This is a genomic window from Sphingobium sp. TomMM7A, assembly GCF_055397305.1.
Genome location: NZ_AP027312.1, coordinates 805,427 through 827,483, shown reverse-complemented (window position 1 = coordinate 827,483; position 22,057 = coordinate 805,427). Strand labels below are relative to the sequence as shown.

The following is a 22,057-nucleotide window of genomic DNA, read 5'->3' as shown; positions in this document are numbered from 1 at the left end:
CGATTCGAACGGTCAGGTGGCGGACTGTGCGCAGACAAGTTCGCCTGATTCTGCTTAAAATGCGGATTTTTTGATCGATCGCCGTCGGGGAATCGCGCCAAAGCTATTCCCTGCCGTCCGCCGCGCGTGTAATGGCGCGCTCGCAAGATCGCACGGAATGGAATGTGAATGGCTTACCCAAGCAAGCAAGGTTTATATGATCCCGGTAATGAGCATGACGCGTGCGGCGTCGGCTTCATCGCCAACATAAAGGGATTAAAAACCCACGATATTGTTCTTCGTGGCTTGGACATTCTGCGCAATATCGACCATCGTGGCGCAGTCGGCGCGGACCCTTTGGTGGGTGACGGCGCGGGCATTCTGATTCAGATTCCTGATTCGCTGTATCGCGATTGGGCCACCGGCGCGGGCATCGATCTGCCGCAGCCCGGCGATTATGGTGTTGCCATGTGCTTCCTGCCGCGTGACGGGGATGCCGAAGCCGCCGCCATGCAGCAGCTTGAGCGCTTTATCCTGAAGGAAGGCCAGGTCCTCCTGGGTTGGCGCGACGTGCCGGTGACCCTCGACGGGCTGGGCCAGACGGTGCTGGACGAGATGCCGACCATCCGTCAGTGCTTCGTGGGCCGAGGCGCCGGAACGAAGGATCAGGACGCGTTCGAGCGCAAGCTGCTCGCCATCCGCAAGCAGACGCAAAATCCGCTGAAGGAATTGTCGCAGAAGCAGGGGCTGGAGGCGCTCGCCGATTTCTACGTGCCGTCCTTTTCCACCCGCACGGTCGTCTACAAGGGTCTGCTCCTCTGTGATCAGGTCGGCAGCTTCTATGATGATCTGCGCAACCCGCTGACGCAATCGGCGCTGGCGCTGGTTCACCAGCGCTTTTCGACCAACACCTTCCCGTCGTGGAAGCTCGCGCACCCCTATCGCTTCATCGCGCATAATGGCGAGATCAACACGGTTCGCGGCAATGTTAACTGGATGAACGCGCGCCGCCGCACGCTCGAATCGCCGCTGCTGGGCGCGGACCTCGACAAGATGTGGCCGCTGATCCCGCATGGTCAGTCGGACACGGCTTGCCTCGACAATGCGCTCGAACTGCTGGTCGCCGGTGGCTACCCGCTGGCGCAGGCGGTAATGATGCTGATCCCGGAAGCATGGGCGGGCAATCCGCTGATGGACCCGAAGCGTAAGGCATTCTACGAATATTTCGCGGCGCTGATGGAGCCGTGGGACGGCCCCGCCGCCATCGCCTTCACCGACGGGCGCCAGATTGGCGCGACGCTCGACCGCAACGGCCTGCGTCCGGCGCGCTTCATCGTGACAGATGACGATCATATCGTCCTGGCATCGGAAAGCGGCGTCCTGCCCTTCAAGGAAGAGAATATCGTCCGCAAGTGGCGGCTTCAGCCGGGCAAGATGCTGCTCATCGACTTGGAGCAGGGCCGCATCATCGAGGACGAGGAGATCAAGGCCCAACTCGCGGATGAACATCCCTATGAGGAGTGGCTGAAGGAAACGCAGTACAAGCTGGAAGAGCTGCCCGCGACCCTTGGCGAGGACCTGCTGCCATCGCGCGGCAACGACGCGGCGGCGTTCCTCGATCGCCAGCAGGCTTTCGGCTACACACAGGAAGACGTGCTGAAGTTCCTGGAGCCGATGGCGCGCAATGCGGAAGACCCCATCGGGTCCATGGGCATCGACACGCCCATCGCCGTGCTCAGCCAAAAATCGCGGCTGCTCTACGACTATTTCAAGCAGAATTTCGCCCAGGTCACCAACCCGCCGATCGACCCGATCCGCGAGGAACTGGTGATGAGCCTGGTGTCGATGATCGGCCCGCGTCCGAACCTGCTTGGCCATCATGCTGGCACGCACAAGCGGCTGGAAACTCTTCAGCCGGTGCTGACCGACGAAGACCTTGCCAAGATTCGCGGCATCCATGATGCGCTGGACGGTGCGTTCCGCACGCAGACGATCGACATCAGCTGGCCGACGACGGAAGGAGCCGCCGGTCTGGAGCGCGCGCTCGATCGCATCTGTAACGAAGCGACTGAAGCGGTGCTCGCGGACCAGAACATCCTGATCCTGTCCGACCGCAACGTTTCAGCCGAGCGCATCGGCATCCCGGCCGCGTTGGCAACCGCAGCGGTCCACCATCACCTCATCCGCCAGGGCCTGCGCATGCAGACCGGCCTGGTTGTCGAAACCGGCGAAGCGCGCGAAGTGCATCATTTCTGCGTCCTTGCCGGTTATGGCGCGGAGGCGGTTAACCCCTATCTCGCGTTCGAGACGCTTGAGCAGATCCGCGTGAAGCAGAACCTGCCGCTGTCCGCCTACGAAGTTCAGAAAAACTATATCAAGGCGGTCGGCAAGGGCATCCTGAAGGTCATGTCCAAGATGGGCATTTCGACCTATCAGAGCTATTGCGGCGCGCAGATTTTCGACGCGGTCGGCCTCAATTCCGCCTTCCTGGAGCGCTACTTCACCGGCACCGCGACCACCATCGAGGGCATCGGCCTTGCCGAAATCGCGGAGGAAACGGTCAACCGCCATCGCGAGGCGTTCGGCGACAATCCGATCTACCGCAACATGCTGGATGTCGGTGGCGCCTACGCCTATCGCGTCCGTGGCGAGGAACATGCCTGGACGCCGCAGAGCGTCGCTTCGCTCCAGCATGCGGTGCGCGGCAACAATCCGAAGGAATATGAAGCCTTCGCCGCGTCCATCAATCAACAGAATGAGCGGCTGCTGACCATTCGCGGCCTCATGAAGTTCAGGTTCGCGGATCAGGCTATTCCGCTTGAAGAGGTCGAACCGGCCAGTGCTATCGTGAAGCGTTTCGCGACTGGCGCGATGAGCTATGGGTCGATCAGCTGGGAAGCCCACACCACCTTGGCGGTCGCCATGAACCGTATCGGCGGCAAGTCGAACACGGGCGAGGGCGGCGAGGACCCCAAGCGGTTCAAGCCGCTACCCAACGGCGATTCCATGCGTTCCGCGATCAAGCAAGTGGCATCGGGCCGCTTCGGCGTGACGACCGAATATCTGGTTAATGCCGACGATGTGCAGATCAAGATGGCGCAGGGCGCAAAGCCGGGCGAAGGCGGGCAGCTGCCGGGTGACAAGGTCGACAAGACCATCGGCAAGACGCGGCACTCAACGCCGGGCGTCGGCCTCATCTCGCCGCCGCCGCACCATGACATCTATTCGATCGAGGATCTGGCGCAGCTGATCCACGACCTGAAGAACGTCAATCCGGGCGCCCGCATCTCCGTGAAGCTGGTGTCGGAAGTCGGCGTGGGCACGGTCGCGGCGGGCGTCAGCAAAGCTCGGGCAGACCATGTCACCATCTCGGGCTATGAAGGCGGCACAGGCGCGTCGCCGCTGACGTCGCTGACCCATGCGGGTAGCCCATGGGAAATTGGCCTCGCCGAAACCCAGCAGACGCTGCTGCTCAACGGCCTGCGCACCCGTATAGCCGTGCAGGTTGATGGCGGTCTTCGGACCGGCCGTGACGTTGCCATCGGCGCCTTGCTCGGCGCGGACGAATTCGGCTTTGCCACCGCCCCGCTGATCGCAGCGGGCTGCATCATGATGCGCAAGTGCCACCTCAACACTTGCCCGGTCGGCGTCGCAACCCAGGACCCCGAACTGCGCAAGCGTTTCACTGGCCAGCCGGAACATGTGATCAACTATTTCTTCTTCGTCGCGGAAGAACTGCGTACCATCATGGCGCAGCTCGGTTTCCGCACGATCGAGGAAATGGTCGGCCGCGTCGATCGGCTCGACATGCGCGACGCCATCGATCACTGGAAGGCCAAGGGCGTCGACCTCAGCCGCCTGCTCCATCAGGTCGCACCGGATCAGGATCTGGTCCTGCGCAACACCGAGGGCCAGGATCATGGTCTGGACGCCGCGCTGGATCAGGAATTGATCAAGGCGTCGATGGACGCGCTGGAAAGGCGCGATCCGGTTCGCATCGAGCGGCCGATCCGCAACGTCAACCGCACCGTCGGCGCAATGCTGTCGGGCGAGGTTGCCCGTCGCTTTGGCCATGCCGGTCTGCCCGACAACAGCATCTTGGTGAAGCTGCAAGGCGTTGCGGGCCAGAGCTTCGGCGCGTTCCTGGCGCATGGCGTGACGCTGGACCTGACCGGCGATGCGAACGACTATGTCGGCAAGGGCCTGTCCGGCGGCCGCATCATCGTCCGTCCGCCGGAAGATACGAAGCGCGTCCCCGCCGACAATATTATCGTTGGCAACACCGTCCTCTATGGCGCGATCTCCGGCGAAGCCTTCTTCCGCGGTGTTGGTGGTGAACGTTTCGCTGTCCGCAACTCGGGCGCGATCGCCGTCGTCGAGGGCGTCGGCGATCATGGCTGCGAATATATGACCGGCGGCGTGGTCGTTGTGCTGGGGCAAACCGGTCGCAACTTCGCGGCGGGCATGTCGGGCGGCATCGCCTATGTCTACGATCCCGACGGCAGCTTCCGGTCGAAGGTCAATCCCGCGATGGTCGATGTTGATCCGGTCCCGGCAATGGCTTCGGACGACGATGGCCTTGGCCGTCCGCTGCAACGCGGCGTGGACGTGCATGACTGGGGTATGGGCGACATGCTTCGCCATGACGCCGACCGCCTGCGCATCCTGCTCGAACGGCATAAGCTGTACACGGGCTCGGAACGCGCCGAGGCGCTGCTGGCCGACTGGCAGGGCACGCTTGCGAACTTCGTCCGGGTCATGCCGAAGGATTATCGCAAGGCTCTGCAGAGCATGGAAGATGAACGCGTTGCCGTAGCCCCCGTGGCCGCCGAATAGGCTTCATGGGGCGAGGGCATTACTCCCTCGCAAGCGACAAGATTGAGAAGTTTGGAGAAAGAGTTTGGGCAAGCCCACCGGTTTCCTCGAGGTTGAGCGCAAAGATCGCAGCTACACCGCGCCCGAAGAGCGTCTGAAGCACTGGAACGAGTTCATCGTCCCGCTGTCGAAGGAAGAGATCCGCGACCAGGCCGCGCGCTGCATGGCCTGCGGCATTCCCTTCTGTCACAATGGCTGTCCGGTGAACAACATCATCCCGGACTGGAACCATCTCGTCTATGAAGACGATTGGAAGACGGCGCTGGAAACGCTGCACAGCACCAATAACTTCCCGGAATTCACCGGCCGCGTCTGTCCCGCCCCGTGCGAGGCGAGCTGCACGCTGAACATCGTGGACTCTCCCGTCACCATCAAGTCGATCGAATGCGAAATCGTCGATCGCGGTTGGCGTGAAGGCTGGATCGAACCGCAGCTGCCAGCGCGCAAGACCGGCAAGCGTGTTGCCGTCGTCGGTTCCGGCCCCGCTGGCCTGGCCTGCGCGCAACAACTTGCACGGGCTGGTCACACCGTGACCGTGTTCGAAAAGAATGACCGGGTCGGTGGATTGCTGCGTTACGGCATCCCCGACTTCAAGATGGAAAAGCACCTGATCAATCGCCGCGCCCAGCAGATGGAAGCGGAAGGTGTCGAATTCCGCACTTCGACGGAGATCGGCGTCGCCATCTCGATGGATGCGCTGCGTAGCAATTATGACGCCGTGGTTCTGTCCGGTGGCGCCGAACATCCGCGCACGCTGGATATTCCGGGCAGCGAACTGGCCGGCGTTCGATTGGCGATGGAATTCCTGACGCAGCAGAACAAGCGCAATGCGGGCGACGATGAACTGCGCGCCGCGCCGCGCGGCACCTTGTCCGCGCAGGGTAAGCATGTCGTCGTCATCGGCGGCGGCGACACGGGTTCGGACTGTGTTGGCACATCCAACCGGCAGGGCGCAGCATCGGTCACCCAATTGGAGATCATGCCAAAGCCACCCGAGAGGGAGGAAAAGTCGCTCAGCTGGCCCAATTGGCCGCTCAAGTTGCGCACGTCTTCCTCTCATCAGGAAGGGTGTGATCGCGACTGGGCGGTCACCACCCGGCGGGCGATCGGCAAGAACGGCCAGATCGAGGCGCTCGAATGCGTGCGCGTCGAATGGGTTGACGGCAAGATGCAGGAAATCGCGGGCAGCGAATTCCAACTGAAGGCCGACCTCGTCCTCTTGGCGATGGGCTTCGTTGGCCCTCGCAAGGCAGGCATGGTTGAACAATCCGGTGCCGACCTCGATGCGCGCGGCAATGTTAAGGCCAACATGATCGACTATGCCACCAGCCAGACGTCGGTGTTCGCCTGTGGCGACATGCGCCGCGGCCAATCACTGGTCGTCTGGGCCATTCGCGAGGGCCGACAGTGCGCTCGCGCAGTCGATCTGCACCTGATGGGCGTCAGCGACCTTCCTCGTTAAGCGCTGAAGGCAATTGCGACGGTGAAAGGCTCCGAAGGACGGGGCCAATCATCCGCATTACTCCGGCAAGGTCTCGACCCAATCGCCATACGTCGCTGCTAACTTGCTCTTGAGCGAGGGGGCAGCGGCGTTTGAATGGCGGCAGGGGCCGGGGCTTTGTGTTTAACCCCTGTGAGTTGGCGACGAACGGATAGCCGCCTCTATAATGAGGACCAGCGGCCTTCCGGAGTTCGCGTCGATGGTCTTCAGATGGTTCTACATCAGCGCCAGCAGGCTCGCCGAGGATGAGGCCGATGAGCTGGCCGCGGATATCGTCAGGGATTCCGTCCCGCGTAATCACCGCCTTCACGTGACGGGCGCGCTCCTGTTTACCGGCCGCAGTTTCGCGCAATATCTCGAAGGACCAGCAGACGCCGTGGAAGTGTTGCAGCGTCTCATCCTCGATGACTTGAGGCATGAAAATATCCGCACCATCGCCGAAGGCGTCTATCCCCACCGACGGTTCGTCACCTGGTCGCTGGCCTATGTCGTACCTGCTCAAGTGAATTATCCCGAAGTTGAGCAGTTATTGAGGGAAGCTGCCTATGATCCTGTAAACTGCGCAGAAGCACTCGCCCGGTTCATGTCCGAAACGGCCATGATGGGCCGGGGATAATGTGCGGCGGATTCCTCATCGGCGCTGCGTCGATCAACGCCATTTCCTGCCACACGGCATGCTCAGGCCCCTCCCATGACAAAGTTGTAATCTGCCGACCATGCGTCGGTTAGGCCATGCCCGCTATCCCGTGCAGCGGCTCACATGGTGGCCACGTAAGTGAGAGGCGGCGCTCACCCCTGTTGCGTCGCCTCTCCAGTCGGATGGGCGAACGATGCACAGGCCAGTTTTCTACGATGCCACCGGCCGCAGGCGCCGCTTGACGCTGCCGACTTTATTCTGCCTGATAATGGTCATTCTCACCGCCGGAATGGCCTTTGCCTATACCATCATCAATGTGCCCATCCCGCCTGCCGTTCCTTTGCAGATGGAGCGCCGCCGTCCGGAAGGCATCGGTCAGCGCCTGAACCATTTCCAGGCTTCGGTTCGCCATCGCCTGTCAGAATGGCTGCCCCATCGCGGCCCGGGCGCCGATGGTAAGGCTGTCAGCGTCGCCTTCTATGTACCATGGGACGACGCAAGCCGGGCGTCTTTACGCCAGCATATCGGCCAGATCGACTGGGTGGCCCCGACCTTGCTGTCGGTTACCGGCCCGCGCCATGATCTGCGCGTCACGAATGATCCGGTTTTCACGTCGCTCATCCGTACCTCGGCTCATCGCCCGCGTGTCATGCCGGTCGTGCAGAATGCCGATGATGGCGATTGGGATGGTGCCGGGACGTCGGCGCTGCTGCACGACCGCGCGGCGCGGAAGGCGCTGCTCCTGCGCCTGGCTCAGTCGCTGAAAGCGCTCAAAGCATCAGGAGTCATATTCGATCTGGAAGCGCTGCCGCCTAGCGCGCACGCCGATTATCTGTCGTTCCTCAAGGAAGCAGAACAACTGCTGCACAGTCAAAATCAGCAAATGATGCTGACCGTGCCCGTGGATGATGCGCGTTGGAACCTGCATGCCTATGCGCGTGTGGCCGACCGCCTTTTCCTGATGGACTATGACCAGCATTTCATCGGCGATCAACCGGGTCCGATCGCAGCGCAGCCCTGGTTCGTGGGCCGCTTGCGCGCTGCACTGCGTGCCGTCCCAGCATCCAAGGCGATCGTGGCGATCGGCAACTATGCCTATGACTGGAAACAAGGCGGAGGCCCGGCTTCGATCCTGTCGATCGAAGATGCATGGCTGACGGCGCATGACTCCGGCGCTCCGATCCGCTTTGACGCCAGAAGCGGCAACGCGACCTTCGACTATTCCGAGGATGGCGTTGTCCATCATGTCTGGATGCTGGACGCGGCTAGCGCCTGGAACCAGGTGCGGGCCGCGCGGATCACCGGCGCAGGCGGGATCGCGCTGTGGCGCCTGGGGTCGGAGGACCCCGGCTTCTGGTCCGCGCTCGCTGGAAAGAAGGGCAAGGTGGAGGGGCTCGGACGGCTGACCAGCTTCAATTCCGTCGATGTCGAGGGCAATGGCGAAATCCTGCGGATCGACGATGTGCCCACCATCGGTCATCGAACGGTGCGCATGGGTTCAAGGCCGCTAAGCGGGCTGATCATCGACGAACATTATGCCAGTCTGCCCACCCCTTATGTCATTCGGCGGACGGGCTACCGCCCGCATATGCTTGCGCTTACCTTCGATGATGGGCCGGACGCGGTGTGGACGCCGCCGATCCTCGACATATTGAAGCGCGCGCACGTGCCCGCCACCTTCTTCGTCATAGGCGAAAATGCGATCATGCATCCTTCGCTGCTGCGCGAGATCATTGCGCAGGGCAGCGAAATCGGCAGCCATAGCTACACCCACCCCAATCTGGCCCAGGTTTCGCCACGCGGCGTCTCGCTGGAACTGAACAGCACGCAGCGGCTGGTGGAAGCCTATACCGGCCGGGCCATGCGCCTATTCCGCGCGCCTTATTTTGGGGACGCCGAACCCACCAGTGCGGACGAGATCGGTCCCGCGCTGGAGGCGCAGCGCGCCGGTTATCTGAATGTCGGCTTGCATGTCGATCCGGGCGATTGGACGCGGCCGGGCGTCGATGCAATCGTCGACCGCACGGTTCAGCAAGTTGAAGCCGGGGACGCTGACCGCTCAGCACAGGTTGTCCTGCTGCACGACAGCGGCGGGGACCGGGCGCAGACGGTCGCGGCGTTGCCCCGCATCATCAAGCGGCTGGAGGCGAAGGGCTATCGCTTCGTCACCATATCCACCCTCGCAGGGCTGACACCGGACAAGGTGATGCCACGGATCGGCGGCGCAGATTTGGTGGCGGTGCGGATCGACGTTGCGGTCTTCCTTGTGCTGGCCGCGATCGCGGCAACGCTTAAATGGCTGTTCTTCGCGGTCATCCTGTTCGGCATCGGCCGGGCGCTGATGCTGGCGGCGCTGGCGCTTGGCAGTCGTCTGCGTTCCAACCGGGTCGAACCACCAGCGATGCAGCCCAACACTTTTGTGTCGGTGATTATCCCTGCCTTCAATGAGGCCAAGGTGATCGAGGCGTCGGTGCGCCGCGTGCTCGCGAGCGAACAGGTGACGCTGGACGTTATTGTTGTGGACGATGGCTCCACCGACGGAACGAGCGCGATCGTCACACGCGCCTTCGCCGGGGACGATCGCGTCCGGCTGCTTACCCTCACCAATGGTGGCAAGGCTGCGGCACTCAACCGCGCGCTGGAGCTGGCGCGCGCGCCGATCATCGTCGCGCTTGATGCAGACACGCAGTTCGAACCCCTGACCATCGCCCGGCTCGCCCGTTGGTTCGCAGATGAGGATGTGGGCGCGGTGGCGGGCAATGCGATGGTCGGCAACCGCGTGAACCTCGTCACCCGCTGGCAGGCGGTGGAGTATGTGACCGCGCAAAATCTGGAGCGGCGGGCGCTGGCGCGGTTCGGCGCGATCACGGTCGTGCCGGGCGCGGTCGGGGCATGGCGGCGGGCGGCGCTGGACGAGGTGGGCGGCTATCCGCTCGACACGCTGGCGGAGGATCAGGACCTGACCATCGCGGTTCAGCGCGCGGGCTGGCTGGTCGCCTATGATACCGAAGCCGTCGCGTGGACCGAGGCCCCTGAAAGTTTCCGCGCGCTTGCCAAGCAGCGTTTCCGCTGGGCCTATGGCACGTTGCAGTGCCTGTGGAAGCATCGCGGCATCTGGCGCGATGGCAAGCCAGCGGGTTTGAGCTGGGTCGGATTGCCGCAGGCCTGGCTGTTCCAGATCGGCTTTGCGCTGGTGTCGCCGATCATCGACCTCGCCTTGGTCGCCAGCAGCATCGATACGGCGGTACGCATCCATCAGCATGGCTGGGCACAGACGCAAACCGATGTGCTGCGCATGGGTCTCTATTGGCTCGCCTTCTGCGCCATCGACGTGCTGTGCGGCGCTGTCGCCTACAAGCTCGAACCGCGCGAGCGGCGCTACCCTGCCTTGCTGCTGGTGGCACAGCGCTTTGTCTATCGCCAGATCATGTACGGCGTCGTGATCCGTGCCACCGCGACCGCCATATTAGGGCCATGGGTCGGATGGGGTAAGTTGGAGCGGAGCGGCCGGGTGCAGGCATCGGGCGGCGCGGCGGAGGATATGGCGGCATGGAACAAGGCGGCGTGAAATCGCTGGCGCGCACATTGCTGCTGTTATGCGGAGCCATTGTCCTGTCCTTCTGGTATCTGGGATATGTGGGCGGGCATCTGTTCGACGTCATGCCTGCCAAGGCCGAGCGGAAGGCTGATCGGCATGCGGTCGCGCTTTACCTATCTGGTGACATGGGCTTCCATGCGGGACTTGGCCCGGCGATTGCCGATCACCTGACGGATCATGGTATCCCCGTGGTCGCCGAGAACAGCCTGCACTTCTTCCGCGTCCGCCGTACGCCCGAGCAGACCGGCGCAATGATAGCCGACGGGTTGCGGCGCGCGATCGCGATCGATCCTCAGGCCCGGCTGCTGCTGCTAGGCCAATCCTTCGGGGCCGATGTCATCGCGCCATCCCTGCCCTATGTGCCGAACGAACTGCGCCGCCGGATCGCCTTTGTCGGCCTGATTGTCCCGGGTGGAACACGCGAGTGGCGCGCGTCGCCCTCGGAGATATTCTCGATCGGGGAGCCGGAAGAAGATGCCTCTCTCGCGGGCCGCAAATTGAGTTGGGTGCCGCTGCTTTGCATCCATGGCGCGGAGGAACGGTCGAGTCTTTGCCCTGCGCTCCGCCAGCGCAATGCGACGACCGTCCGCCTGCCCGGCGGACATGAGCTGCACCATGATGCGGACAGCGCGAGCGGGATATTGTTGCAGGCTATAGACCGGACGCTGGCCTCGCCCGTCCATCCGGCATAGCGCCATGATCGCGGCGCTCTCCTCTGCCAGACATCGGCGCGCCCTTTCCGTCGCGCTCCTCCTGATGATGATGGGTTTAGGGTTGGCGATGGTGTTCCACCTCCTGTCAGAGGTGCATGGCCATGACCTGCGCGGCGCGATCCGGGCCATCACGCCGGGCGCGCTCGCCGGCGCATTGGCGCTGACGATCCTCAGCTATCTTTCGCTGACGCTGTATGACCATATGGCGCTGCGCATCATCGGCAAGCGGATCGCTTGGCGCACGGCGGCGCTCGCATCCTTTTGCAGCTACACACTCAGCCACAATCTGGGGCTTTCGCTGCTGACCGGCGGATCGGCGCGCATGCGCATCTATGGCGCGGCGGGATTGGGACCGGGCGATGTCGCCCGAGTGATCGCTTCGGCCAGCCTGTCCTTCTGGGGTGGGGTGATGACGATGGCGGCTCTGTTCCTGGCGGTCGATCCGATGCCGATCGCCATCAAGGCTTTTCCCATTGATGCCTCGGCTCTCCAACTGCTTGGCTTTTGCATGCTCGCGGGAGTCGCGGTGGCCTTGGCTGCGCTAAGGCGCACGCCGCATCCCGTCCGGTTATTCGGATGGACGCTCATGTTGCCATCGCGCGGACAGGCGGCGGCACAGATCGGCATCGCCTGTGTTGACCTCACGCTGTCTAGCGCGGCGCTGTTTGTGCTGCTGCCTCATATCGCCATCACGCTCTTTCCGGCCTTCTTCCTGGCCTATACGCTGGGCATCATCATCGCCTTGATCAGCCATGTGCCGGGCGGCGTCGGGCTGTTCGAGGCCGTGGTCCTCGCTACCGTGCCGCAGGTCGCGCGGCCTTCGCTGTTCGCAGCGCTGCTCGCCTATCGCCTAGTCTATTATCTGCTGCCCTTGGCGGCAGCGGCATTCCTTATAGTTTTGCATGAACGACACGCATGGCAAAGCCCGGTTCGACGCGTGCTTAGTGGAGCGGAAAGTCTGGGTCGGGAGATTGCCCCTGCGGTTCTGGCGATGCTGGCGGCGGCCGGTGGCATCGTCCTGCTGGTGTCCGGATCGCTGCCCGCCATACCGGCCCGGTTCAGGGCCGTGAGCAGCATCCTTCCTATGCCCTTTGTCGAGGCGTCTCACCTGGCCGCCAGCATGATCGGGGCGATGCTGGTGCTGCTCGCATCGGGCCTCTACCGACGGCAGGATGGCGCGTTCTGGCTGACCCGGCTGCTGTTGCTGGCGGGGGCTGGCTTCTCCCTGATGAAGGGGCTGGATTATGAGGAAGCGGCGGTCCTGATCGTCATTACCGGCCTGTTGCAATGGAGCCGTCCCGCCTTTTACCGCAAGACCAGCCTGACCTCTGCCATGCTTGCGCCGGGCTGGATCATTGCGCTGGCGGTGGCGATCGGCATTTCGGTCTGGATCGGCTTCTTTGCTTTCAAGCATGTCGATTATCAGAATGACCTATGGTGGCAGTTCGGTCGACACCATGACGCATCCCGCTTCCTGCGCGCAGCCCTTGCGACCGGCGTCCTGCTGATTTGGGCGGCCTTGTGGCAATTGCTCCGTCCGGCATCGCCCTTCGCCGGGCCGGTCATCTCGACCAGCCCCAGTCAGGAGGCGCTGGCGTCAGCCCGGAAAACCGACGCGTTCCTGTCGCTGACCGGTGATAAGCTGTTCCTGACGTCCCCATCGGGCAGGGCATTCCTGATGTATCAGATTCAGGGTCATAGCTGGATTGTCATGAGTGACCCGGTCGGGGACCCGAGCGAATGGGGCAGCCTGCTTTGGGAACTGCGTGAGCGGGCGGACGCGGCGCAGGGGCGGCTTCTGCTTTATCAGCTTAGCCTTGATGGTCTGCCCCTTGCCATCGATCTTGGCCTGTCGCTCGTCAAATATGGGGAGGAGGCGCGCGTCGACCTGTCTCGCTTCACGATCGACGGACCCAAGGGCAAGCCATTCCGCCACGCGTTACGCCGAGCCGAAGGGGAAGGCGTGACTTTCGAGATCGTGCCAGCCGCTGACGTCGCCCTGCTGATCGATCAGATGGAAGCAGTGTCGCGCCGGTGGCTCAAAGCCAAGGGGGGTGCCGAAAAAGCGTTCAGCGTCGGCCGGTTCGACCCGGCCTACTTGCAGCGTTTCGATTGTGCGGTCGTGCGACGGGAGGGCAGGATCATCGCCTTTGCGAACATATGGGCCACCGCCGATCATGGGGAATTGTCCGTGGACCTGATGCGGCATGATGCAGACATGCCCGCGGGCATGATGGACTTCCTCTTTTGCCGCCTCATGCTTTGGGGAAAGGCGCAAGGCTACTGTTGGTTCACGCTCGGCATGGCGCCGCTGTCGGGACTGGAGGCGCGTCGGCTCTCGCCCATCTGGGTGAAGGCGGGAGCGCTGATTTTCAAGCATGGCGGCAGCCTCTACGGCTTCAAGGGCCTCCGCGCCTATAAGGCGAAGTTCACACCGTCCTGGGAGCCGCGCTTCATCGCCGGGCCGCAGGGGTTGTCGATGCTGCGGGCCATGCTGGACCTTCAGCGCCTTATCGAAGGCGGGCCAAGAAGCGCCGTCAGCCGGATGCGGAATGCTGGACGGAGGGCTTTGGATGTCCGATAGGGCGACCATGAGTTACAAAGTGCTGCTCGTCGAGGATGACGCCACGACGGCCGACTATATCGCAAAGGGCCTTGCCGAAGAGGGCTTCACCATCGACCGCGCCGAGGATGGGCGGGAGGGACTGTTCATGGCGACCGAGGCAAGCCATGACGCCATCATCCTCGACCGGATGCTGCCGGGCATGGATGGCATGGCCGTGCTCGCGGCGTTACGAGCGGCGGGCATCGAGACGCCGGTCATGATCCTGTCCGCGCTCGCGACGGCTGACGAACGGGTCAAGGGATTGACCAGCGGATCGGATGATTATCTCGCCAAGCCGTTTGCCTTCGCCGAATTGCTGGCGCGGCTGCGGATCATGTTGCGGCGGGGGAAGGCAGGGCAGGCCGAAACCCGGCTGACATGCGGCGATCTGGAGGTGGATCTGCTTTCAAGGAAGGCCATGCGCGGGAGCCGGTCGGTCGACCTGCAACCGCGCGAGTTCCGCCTGCTCGAATATATGATGCGCCACAGGGGCGAGGTCGTGACGCGGACCATGTTGCTGGAGGGCGTGTGGGATTATCATTTCGATCCCGGCACCAATGTCATCGACGTCCATATCAGCCGTTTGCGGCGCAAGATCGATGAAGATGGCGAGCGGCCGTTGATCCACACGGTGCGCGGCGCGGGCTATCGCCTGAGCGAGAATGGCTGATGCGCATCATGCGCTGGCGCTATTCGGTCATCTGGCGCTTTGCTCTGCTGATCTTCCTGATGCAGATCGCCTGCGTGCTGGTGTCGCTTTGGGCAGTCCATCGCTTCACTAGCCAGTCAGTCAACCATGCCAGCCGCGAGATCGCGGTCGGCCTGCGCGACGACATATCGGCCACCTACGCCGCTGCCGGATTAGCCGCCGCCGGGGCGACGGTGCGCAGCCGCATTGCCGCCGATCCGGTTGGCGACTCCATCCTGCTGCTCATGGGACCCGACGGTCGCCGCATCGCGGGGAATCTCGATAAATGGCCCGATCATGTCGGCACGGCTGAATCCTGGCGTTTGGTGAATCTGCTGCACGCTCCCCGCCAGCATGGCGATCCGCAGGTCATGGGCATCGTCAGTACCCGCTTTCCCGATGGCACGCGCTTGCTGACCGGACATGTGGTGGAAAGCGACCTGCGTTTCGGCGGCTATCTGGAAGCCGCGCTGTTGAGCGCTGTCCTGATCGCGGTTCCCCTTGCGGCGGGGGCCGCCTGGCTTTCGGCCTCCATCATGCGGAGGCGACTGCACGCCGTGGCCGATACGGCAAGCGCGGTGAAAACAGGCGACATGGAACGCCGCATCGCCCTGACCGGCAGCGGAGACATGTTCGATACGCTGGGCCAGGCGATCAACGCCATGTTGGACCGGATTACCGGGCTGGTCGATGAACTGCGTCTGGTGACTGACGGCCTTGCCCATGACCTGCGTTCGCCGCTCACTCGCTTGCGTGCCGTGCTGGACGGAGCGGTCAAGCAAAGTCATGATGAGGCCAGCGTCAGCGCACTTGAACGCGCGGTTGAGGAAAGCGACACGCTGCTGCGCATGCTGGACACCGCCCTGCTCATCAGCCGGGCCGAAGCCGGAATAGGCCGGGACAGCTTCATGCCGGTCGATATAGCTGCGCTGCTCCATGATTTTCAGGACATGTACGGCGCCTTGGCGGAAGACCGGGATGTTACCATTTCCGTTGAGGCTGAACCAGGCCTGTTCCTGTTTTCCAATCGAGAGATGCTGGGGCAGGCGCTTTCGAACCTGATCGATAATGCGCTGAAATATGGTGGCGATCGCATTGGGCTTTCCGCGCGCCTTGAAGCCGGATCGATGTTGATCCAGGTGTCCGACAATGGTCCCGGCGTTCCAGAGGAGCATCGCGAGCGTGCGCTCAGCCGCTTTGCCCGGTTGGACCTGTCCCGCCACATCGCGGGCGCGGGTCTTGGCCTTTCGCTCGCCGCCGCTGTCGCGCGGCTCCACGGCGGCGCGCTCGTGCTGGGTGACGCGGAACCCGGATTGCTTGTCACGCTGTCGTTCCCCTATTCGCCGAGTGACGGTGAGGCTGCGCAAGCGGCGTCGGCGATTTAGCATTTTCCCCATCTTTGGGATTGCGAAAAGCGATAAGAGCGGGGCGGCATCCTGGTTCTGAATGGCTCCCGGAGGTGCTCCGCTTTTCCACGAAATCAGTCTATTGACGGCGCGCCATATCGCATTTAGCCCGCGCGGGGCTGGACAACTCACGGAATGAACCGCGACGCGATCTGGACTTCGATGGCCCAGCCGGATGTGGCGATCGGCCGCTGCAAAGGACTGGACTATGCTGCTGCCGGGCATCGCCGCGGGAATGTTGATGATGGGCGCACAGGCGGCAACGGTCGACGCGCCGCCACCCGAGGCGTCGCCGACGGTGGATGTTGCAAGCGCTGCGGCCGCGCTGAACATATCCTTGGCTCCCAAATCGGAAAACGGCGCGGAGGAACAGCCCACCGACATCGTGGTGACCGGCGCAGATCGAGCCCCACCGGGCGACCCGCTTGAGCATCTCAATGCAAAAAGCTTTGAAGCGGTTCAGTCGGTTGACAAGGCCGTGGTCGAGCCAGTGGCGAAGGCCTATAATAAGGGACTGCCCAAGCCCGTTCGGAAGGGCTTCCGTAACTTCTTCGCCAATTTGCAGGAGCCGGTGGTGTTCGCCGCTTATATGCTCCAGCTGAAGCCCGGCAAGGCGGTGGAAACGGTGGGGCGCTTCACCATCAACACGACGCTGGGGGTCGCGGGCCTGTTCGACGTCGCCAAGCGCAAGCCCTTTTTCCTGCCCTATCGGCCCAACGGTCTCGCCAACGTGCTTGGCTATTATGGCGTACGTCCGGGGCCATATATGTATCTGCCCATCGTCGGGCCGACCACGTTACGCGATATCATCGGCGATACGGTGGACAAGATGGCGGTGCCTTTCCTGATCGGAAAGCCCTTCACAAAGCCTGCATATGTCATTCCGGCGACGATCCTCAACCAGCTTGGCGAGCGCGCTGCCTTTGACGATACCGTCCAGAAAATCCGCAAGGAGGATGATCCTTATGCGGCGTATCGCGAGCTGTATCTGAAGCAGCGTGAGGCGGAGATTGAGGCGCTGCACGGTCGTGCGAGCGATGACGTGGTGCCGGTTTATGGGCGACAGATGGGAGAAGGTGGGGCGGCGTCGCAATAACAGGCGCTCTGCTGATCTTCGATGCCGCTCAACCTGGATCGTGTCACAAATTGAGCGGCGCCGGGGGCAGTGTGCGTGAAGAGACGCACCGCGAATGTCGCGAGAATATAGAAGATACGGCGCAGCGCCTTCTGCGTTCAGAAGGCGCTGTTTACGCCCGTGCAGATCAACTTCAATTCAACATAGTCATCGATGCCCCAGTGGGAGCCTTCGCGCCCAAGACCTGATTCCTTGACGCCGCCGAAGGGCGCGACCTCCGTAGAGATCAGTCCGCTGTTAAGGCCGACCATTCCATATTCCAGCGCTTCCGAAACGCGGATGCTTCGATCCAGATCTCGCGTGTAGACGTAGCTGGCAAGGCCAGCCGGAGTGTCGTTGGCCATCGCGATCGCCTCCGCCTCGCTTTGGAACCGTACCAGACCGGCGACCGGGCCGAAAGTTTCCTCCTTACAAAGCAGCGCGTCTGCGGAAACATTCGCCAATACCGTGGGAAGGAAAAAATTGCCTTCGCCCTCGATCGCGTGACCGCCGGTCAGAATATGCGCCCCACGCGTCACTGCGTCATCGACATGAGCGGAGGCCTTGGCCACTGCCCGCCCGTCAATCAGGGGGCCTTGGTCTGTGGGTCCGCTCATGCCCGCGCCCACCACAAATTGGCTGACGCGTTCGGCGAGGCGCTCTGCAAAGGCTTCGAAAATGCCGTCCTGGACCAGAAAGCGGTTTGCGCAGACGCAGGTTTGGCCGGTGTTGCGAAATTTCGACATAAGAGCGCCTTCAACCGCGCTTTCGACATCGGCGTCATCGAAGACGATGAAGGGTGCGTTGCCGCCTAGTTCCAGGGAAACACGCTTCACTGTCGACATGCAACGTGCCGCCAGCATTTTGCCCACGCCCGTCGAACCCGTAAACGTGAATTTTCGCACTCGCGGGTCCGTGGTCAGGATTTCCCCGATCGGCGCTGCATCGCCGGTCACGACGTTGAATATCCCGGCGGGCACCCCGGCTTCCTCCGCCAACACGGCGAGCGCCAGTGCCGAAAAGGGTGTGAGCTCGGAGGGCTTGAGCACCATCGAGCAACCGGCGGCCAAAGCGGGTCCGGCCTTGCGCGTGATCATGGCGAGGGGAAAGTTCCAGGGCGTGACAGCGGCGACGACGCCAACCGGCTCCTTACGTACGGCCAGACGGCGATCGGATGCGTGCGGCTGGATCAGTTCGCCATTGATCCGGCGTGCTTCCTCCGCGAACCATTCCAGAAAAGACGCTGCATAGGCGACCTCGCCTTTGGCCTCGGCAAAAGGCTTGCCCTGCTCCAGCGTCAAAATTGTGGCCAGATCGTCTTGGTGCGTGAGCATCAGTTCGCCCCAGCGCCGCAATATGGCGCCGCGCGCCTTTGCAGCCAGCTTGCGCCAATCGACTTGCGCCCGCCAGGCGGAAGCAACCGCCTGTTTTGTTTCGTCCGCGCCCAAATTGGGCACAGTCCCCAATTCAGAGCCGTCCGCGGGATTGGTGACGGCGATCTTCGCCGCTCCCTCGACCCACTGCCCGTCGATGAAAGCCGCTTCCTTGAGCAGGCCGGGCCGAGAGAGAGTGTGAGGGAAGGTCACGCCACCTCCCTCGCGGAAACTGTCAGCGCCTTCTCCAGAATATTCAGGCCTTGCTCCAATGTTTCGTCCTCAACAGTTAGCGGCACCAATATCCTTATAGCCTGACCGGACTGGCCGCAGCTTAGCAATATCAGCCCTTGTTCGAGCGCGCGAGAGCAGACGCGCTTTGCCTCAACGCCGTCGGGCTGGCCATGTTCATCGACGATGTCGAAGGCAATCATCGCCCCGGGGCCGCGCAGGCCGGTGATCTTCACCAGATTCTTGTTCCCAGCGAACTGCGTAATGCGTTCCCGAATTCTGTGGCCGATGACATTGGCACGGTCGAGGAGACGTTCATCCTCGATAACATCCAGCACGGCCAAGGCTGCAGCCAGCCCGACGGGAGAGCCGCCATAGGTGCCCCCCAGACCGCCCGGGCCGATGACGTCCATCACATCAGCGCGTCCTATGACCCCGGAAATCGGAAAGCCTCCGCCTAGCGACTTCGCGACGGTAAGGAGGTCGGGCTTGATCGGCATATGTTCGATGCCGAACATCTTGCCGGTTCGCCCGAAGCCGGTCTGAACCTCATCCGCGATCACCAATATGCCATGACGGCGACGGATATCATCCAGCGCCTGGAAAAATTCAGGCGGCGGGCTGTGAAAGCCGCCTTCGCCCTGAACCGGCTCGATAATGAAGGCCGCGATACGTTCTGGTTCGATGTCGGCCGCGAACAGGAAATTGAGAGCCTTGAGCGTTTCCTCAACGCTGACCCCTGTGGTCCGGCTGGGATAGGGGAGATGGTAGATTTCCCCAGGAAAGGGTCCAAGGCCCTTCTTGTAGGGCGAAACCTTGCCGGTCATGGCAGACGTCAGCAGGGTCCGGCCATGGAAGCCGCCCGCAAAGGCGATGATGCCGGGGCGCCCGGTGGCTGCGCGTGCGATCTTGACTGCGTTTTCGGTCGCTTCCGCGCCGGTCGTGAAAAAGATGGTTTTGGCATCGCCATCGACGGGCGCCAAAGCGTTCAGCCGCTCAGCCAATTCGATATAAGGCGGATAGGCAACCACCTGAAATGCCGTGTGCGTGTATTTGTCGATCTGGTCGCGAACCGCCGCGATCACCCTGGGGTGACGATGGCCCACGTTGAGAACCGCGATCCCGCCCGCAAAATCGATATAGGCATTGCCTTCGACATCCCAGATGGTGGCGTTCTCGGCCCTGCTTGCGATAATATTGGTGGCGGTGGCGACGCCCTGCGGGATGGCTTCCTTGCGACGGGCGTTATATTCGGCGTTCCGCATCTGACGACCTTCAATAATGGTTTCTGGAATCTGTCTTGATGCTGACACATTAGGGGATTCCGCCGTCCGGAAGCAGTTGCTTTCGGCGGCCGCTTTGGTAACCTGAGGTCACCATCTACTCCTATGGCTGAACGCGATGAATTCACCATTGCCTCCTTTCTCCGCTCTCAGGGCCTTTGAGGCAGTGGGCCGATTGGGCGGTATTCGGCGCGCAGCGAAGGCCCTTGGCGTGAGCCATGCCATAGTCAGCCGTCACGTAAGGGGGCTGGAAGAGCGCCTGGGCGTTACCTTGCTGGACCGGGAAAGCGGGCAGCTGACAGCGGTCGGCGTTGATTATCATGGCCGTTTGGTGAAGGTTTTCAATGAATTGAGGGAAGCAACGGATGCCGTTCAGGGCAGGACCGATGGCAAGCTCGTAATATCCTGCGTCGGGGGGTTGGCATTGCATTGGCTGGCTACGCGGCTCGCAATGTCTTCGGGTCGAAACGGAATGCCGCCGGTCGATCTTCGATCCGAAGAAGGTCTCCTTGACCTTTCGAACAACGCCGTTGATGGCGATATTCGATATATTGGCGATAGCCAGACGCTGGACCGGAAGCGTGGGGTGAGAACGCTTGAACTGGCGAGGCCGCATGTCTTTCCGTTGGCCTCGCCGATGTTCGTTTCTCGCTGGGGCGACAAGATCCGTTCGGCGGAAGACCTGGCTACATTGCCGCTGATCGAGGAACGCAGTGATGTGGAATGGCGCATGTGGATGAAGGCGCAATCTATCGATCTTCCGCCGAACATCCCGACCGGCAGATACGGCCATGCTCATCTGGCGCTGGCCGCCGCGCGCGCGGGGCAGGGGATCGCGCTTGGCAATCACTATCTCATTGCCGAAGATCTTGCGGCGGGTAGACTGGTGAAGGTGGTGCCTCGTGAAAAGGAATTCGCGCCTGTGACACTGGGAGCCTATGTTTTCAGGGGTCCCGCCAATCGGTGGTCGGACCCATCAATCGTCCGTTTCAGACGCTGGCTCGCGGCGCAATTCAGTGCGGACCCGGCATATTGAGCGCGTCTTCGACAGGCTGGCCGGGACGCGTTTGCCTGAACATGTTTCGTTTTGAAGTCAGGGCAGGGGGAAATGTCTGAAATGTTGTCACTGGAATATCTGGCTTCCCCTGAGTGGAATGGCAAGATCGCCCAGCTTATCGCTTTGGAAGGTAAGGCGAGAGCAGAGGCGCTGTTTGACCTGTTCTCGGCCGCGCTCCGATCAGATGAGATGATGCTGTTTCATTTTCGCGAAAATGTAGGGCCAGAGGTCGTGGAACATCGTACGTCCAAATCTGTCAGGCAGCAGCAGATCAACGACTATAAAAACGGATTTTACCTTACCGATCCATTCTATCTCGCCATTGAGCGGTCCATCGAAAATCAGGCGATCAGTCTTAAGGACGTGGTGGATCAGGATGATTTTCAAACGAGCGATTTTTTCGTTCGGCACTATGTCGACACCGATCTTGTCGACGAGATGTGCTATTGCATGTCGGAGGGGCAGGGTGGGCACATATTGCTTTCTTTCGCCCGGTCCCGTGATGCGGGGCGTTATTCGGATGAGGAATTGGAACTGGCCAAGGCGATTGCTCCGATTGTCTTCGGTACGCTTTCTTCGAGCTGGCGACATTTTGCCGATCCGAAACTATTTGTTCCTCCTTCGCCCGAAGAAGTGAAGCTGCACGACGATCTGAAAAGAGCCCGCGATAATTTCGGCCGTTCCTTGTTGACCGATCGGGAGTTCGAAGTCGTTCAGATGATGCTTAGGGGATATCCGATAGATGTGATCGCCAAACGGCTGAAAATGGCCGAGGGCACGGCGAAGGTGCATCGGAGGAATATTTACGCCAAGCTGGATATCAGTTCGATGGCGGAGCTGTTTTCGCTGTTCATCGACGTGGTTGGGGAAGTGAATGTCGGCCTGGATGCCGATCCGTTGCTCCAATATGGGCAGGTGCCCCGCAGCAACTGACTTGCCCTGACTGCTCGTGCTCTATTTGTCTTTTGTTTTCCGCATTTTCCGAGCCAGAAGATGA

The 22,057-nt window shown here is 62.0% G+C and carries 13 protein-coding genes; 11 read left to right on the top strand and 2 right to left on the bottom strand.

Going from position 1 to position 22,057, the window contains the following annotated elements; translation table 11 throughout:
* Window positions 1–168 precede the first annotated feature (168 nt).
* The 9 genes from gltB (at window position 169) to ACZ5ZH_RS16375 (ending at window position 17,098) form a co-directional block, all read left to right on the top strand.
* On the top strand, window positions 169–4,815 hold the full coding sequence (gltB, locus tag ACZ5ZH_RS16415; RefSeq protein WP_464773043.1) for a glutamate synthase large subunit: 4,647 nt from the start codon (window positions 169–171) through the stop codon (window positions 4,813–4,815).
* A 64-nt stretch (window positions 4,816–4,879) separates the two neighbouring features.
* Complete coding sequence (locus tag ACZ5ZH_RS16410) at window positions 4,880–6,316, top strand: glutamate synthase subunit beta (protein WP_464773042.1); 1,437 nt, start codon at window positions 4,880–4,882, stop codon at window positions 6,314–6,316.
* A 238-nt stretch (window positions 6,317–6,554) separates the two neighbouring features.
* Entirely contained in the window at window positions 6,555–6,971 is a 417-nt protein-coding gene (locus ACZ5ZH_RS16405) for a BLUF domain-containing protein (protein WP_460989062.1), read from the top strand.
* A 214-nt stretch (window positions 6,972–7,185) separates the two neighbouring features.
* Window positions 7,186–10,560: a glycosyltransferase gene (locus ACZ5ZH_RS16400; RefSeq protein ID WP_464773041.1), complete on the top strand. Its 3,375-nt coding sequence runs from the start codon at window positions 7,186–7,188 to the stop codon at window positions 10,558–10,560.
* Complete coding sequence (locus tag ACZ5ZH_RS16395) at window positions 10,542–11,282, top strand: AcvB/VirJ family lysyl-phosphatidylglycerol hydrolase (protein WP_464773040.1); 741 nt, start codon at window positions 10,542–10,544, stop codon at window positions 11,280–11,282. Before ACZ5ZH_RS16400 ends, ACZ5ZH_RS16395 begins: the two co-directional genes overlap by 19 nt.
* Window positions 11,283–11,286: 4 nt before the next feature.
* Window positions 11,287–13,887 (top strand): bifunctional lysylphosphatidylglycerol flippase/synthetase MprF, encoded by a 2,601-nt coding sequence (gene mprF, locus ACZ5ZH_RS16390; RefSeq protein WP_464773039.1) that lies wholly within the window; start codon window positions 11,287–11,289, stop codon window positions 13,885–13,887.
* 7 nt (window positions 13,888–13,894) lie between these two features.
* The gene (locus tag ACZ5ZH_RS16385; RefSeq protein ID WP_460989066.1) at window positions 13,895–14,578 is read left to right on the top strand and encodes a winged helix-turn-helix domain-containing protein; all 684 of its coding nucleotides are present in this window, start codon (window positions 13,895–13,897) and stop codon (window positions 14,576–14,578) included.
* On the top strand, window positions 14,578–15,981 hold the full coding sequence (locus tag ACZ5ZH_RS16380) for a sensor histidine kinase (protein ID WP_460989067.1): 1,404 nt from the start codon (window positions 14,578–14,580) through the stop codon (window positions 15,979–15,981). Before ACZ5ZH_RS16385 ends, ACZ5ZH_RS16380 begins: the two co-directional genes overlap by 1 nt.
* 229 nt (window positions 15,982–16,210) lie before the next feature.
* A complete protein-coding gene (locus ACZ5ZH_RS16375; protein ID WP_460989068.1) occupies window positions 16,211–17,098 on the top strand; it encodes an MlaA family lipoprotein in 888 nt (295 codons plus the stop codon).
* Window positions 17,099–17,235: 137 nt separating this feature from the next.
* Here the strand turns inward: ACZ5ZH_RS16375 and ACZ5ZH_RS16370 are convergent, their stop codons facing one another.
* Together ACZ5ZH_RS16370 and gabT are read right to left on the bottom strand one after the other, a co-directional pair.
* Window positions 17,236–18,702, bottom strand: a complete 1,467-nt coding sequence (locus tag ACZ5ZH_RS16370) for an NAD-dependent succinate-semialdehyde dehydrogenase (RefSeq protein ID WP_449469319.1) — start codon at window positions 18,700–18,702, stop codon at window positions 17,236–17,238.
* Entirely contained in the window at window positions 18,699–19,985 is a 1,287-nt protein-coding gene (gene gabT / locus ACZ5ZH_RS16365) for a 4-aminobutyrate--2-oxoglutarate transaminase (RefSeq protein ID WP_464773037.1), read from the bottom strand. The genes ACZ5ZH_RS16370 and gabT overlap by 4 nt, the downstream gene beginning before the upstream one ends.
* Before the next feature lie 136 nt (window positions 19,986–20,121).
* Here gabT and ACZ5ZH_RS16360 point away from each other — a divergent pair, with 136 nt between their 5' ends.
* Complete coding sequence (locus tag ACZ5ZH_RS16360; protein ID WP_464773036.1) at window positions 20,122–21,039, top strand: LysR family transcriptional regulator; 918 nt, start codon at window positions 20,122–20,124, stop codon at window positions 21,037–21,039.
* A gap of 72 nt (window positions 21,040–21,111) precedes the next feature.
* Complete coding sequence (locus tag ACZ5ZH_RS16355; protein ID WP_464773035.1) at window positions 21,112–21,993, top strand: helix-turn-helix transcriptional regulator; 882 nt, start codon at window positions 21,112–21,114, stop codon at window positions 21,991–21,993.
* The last annotated feature ends 64 nt before the right edge of the window (window positions 21,994–22,057 follow it).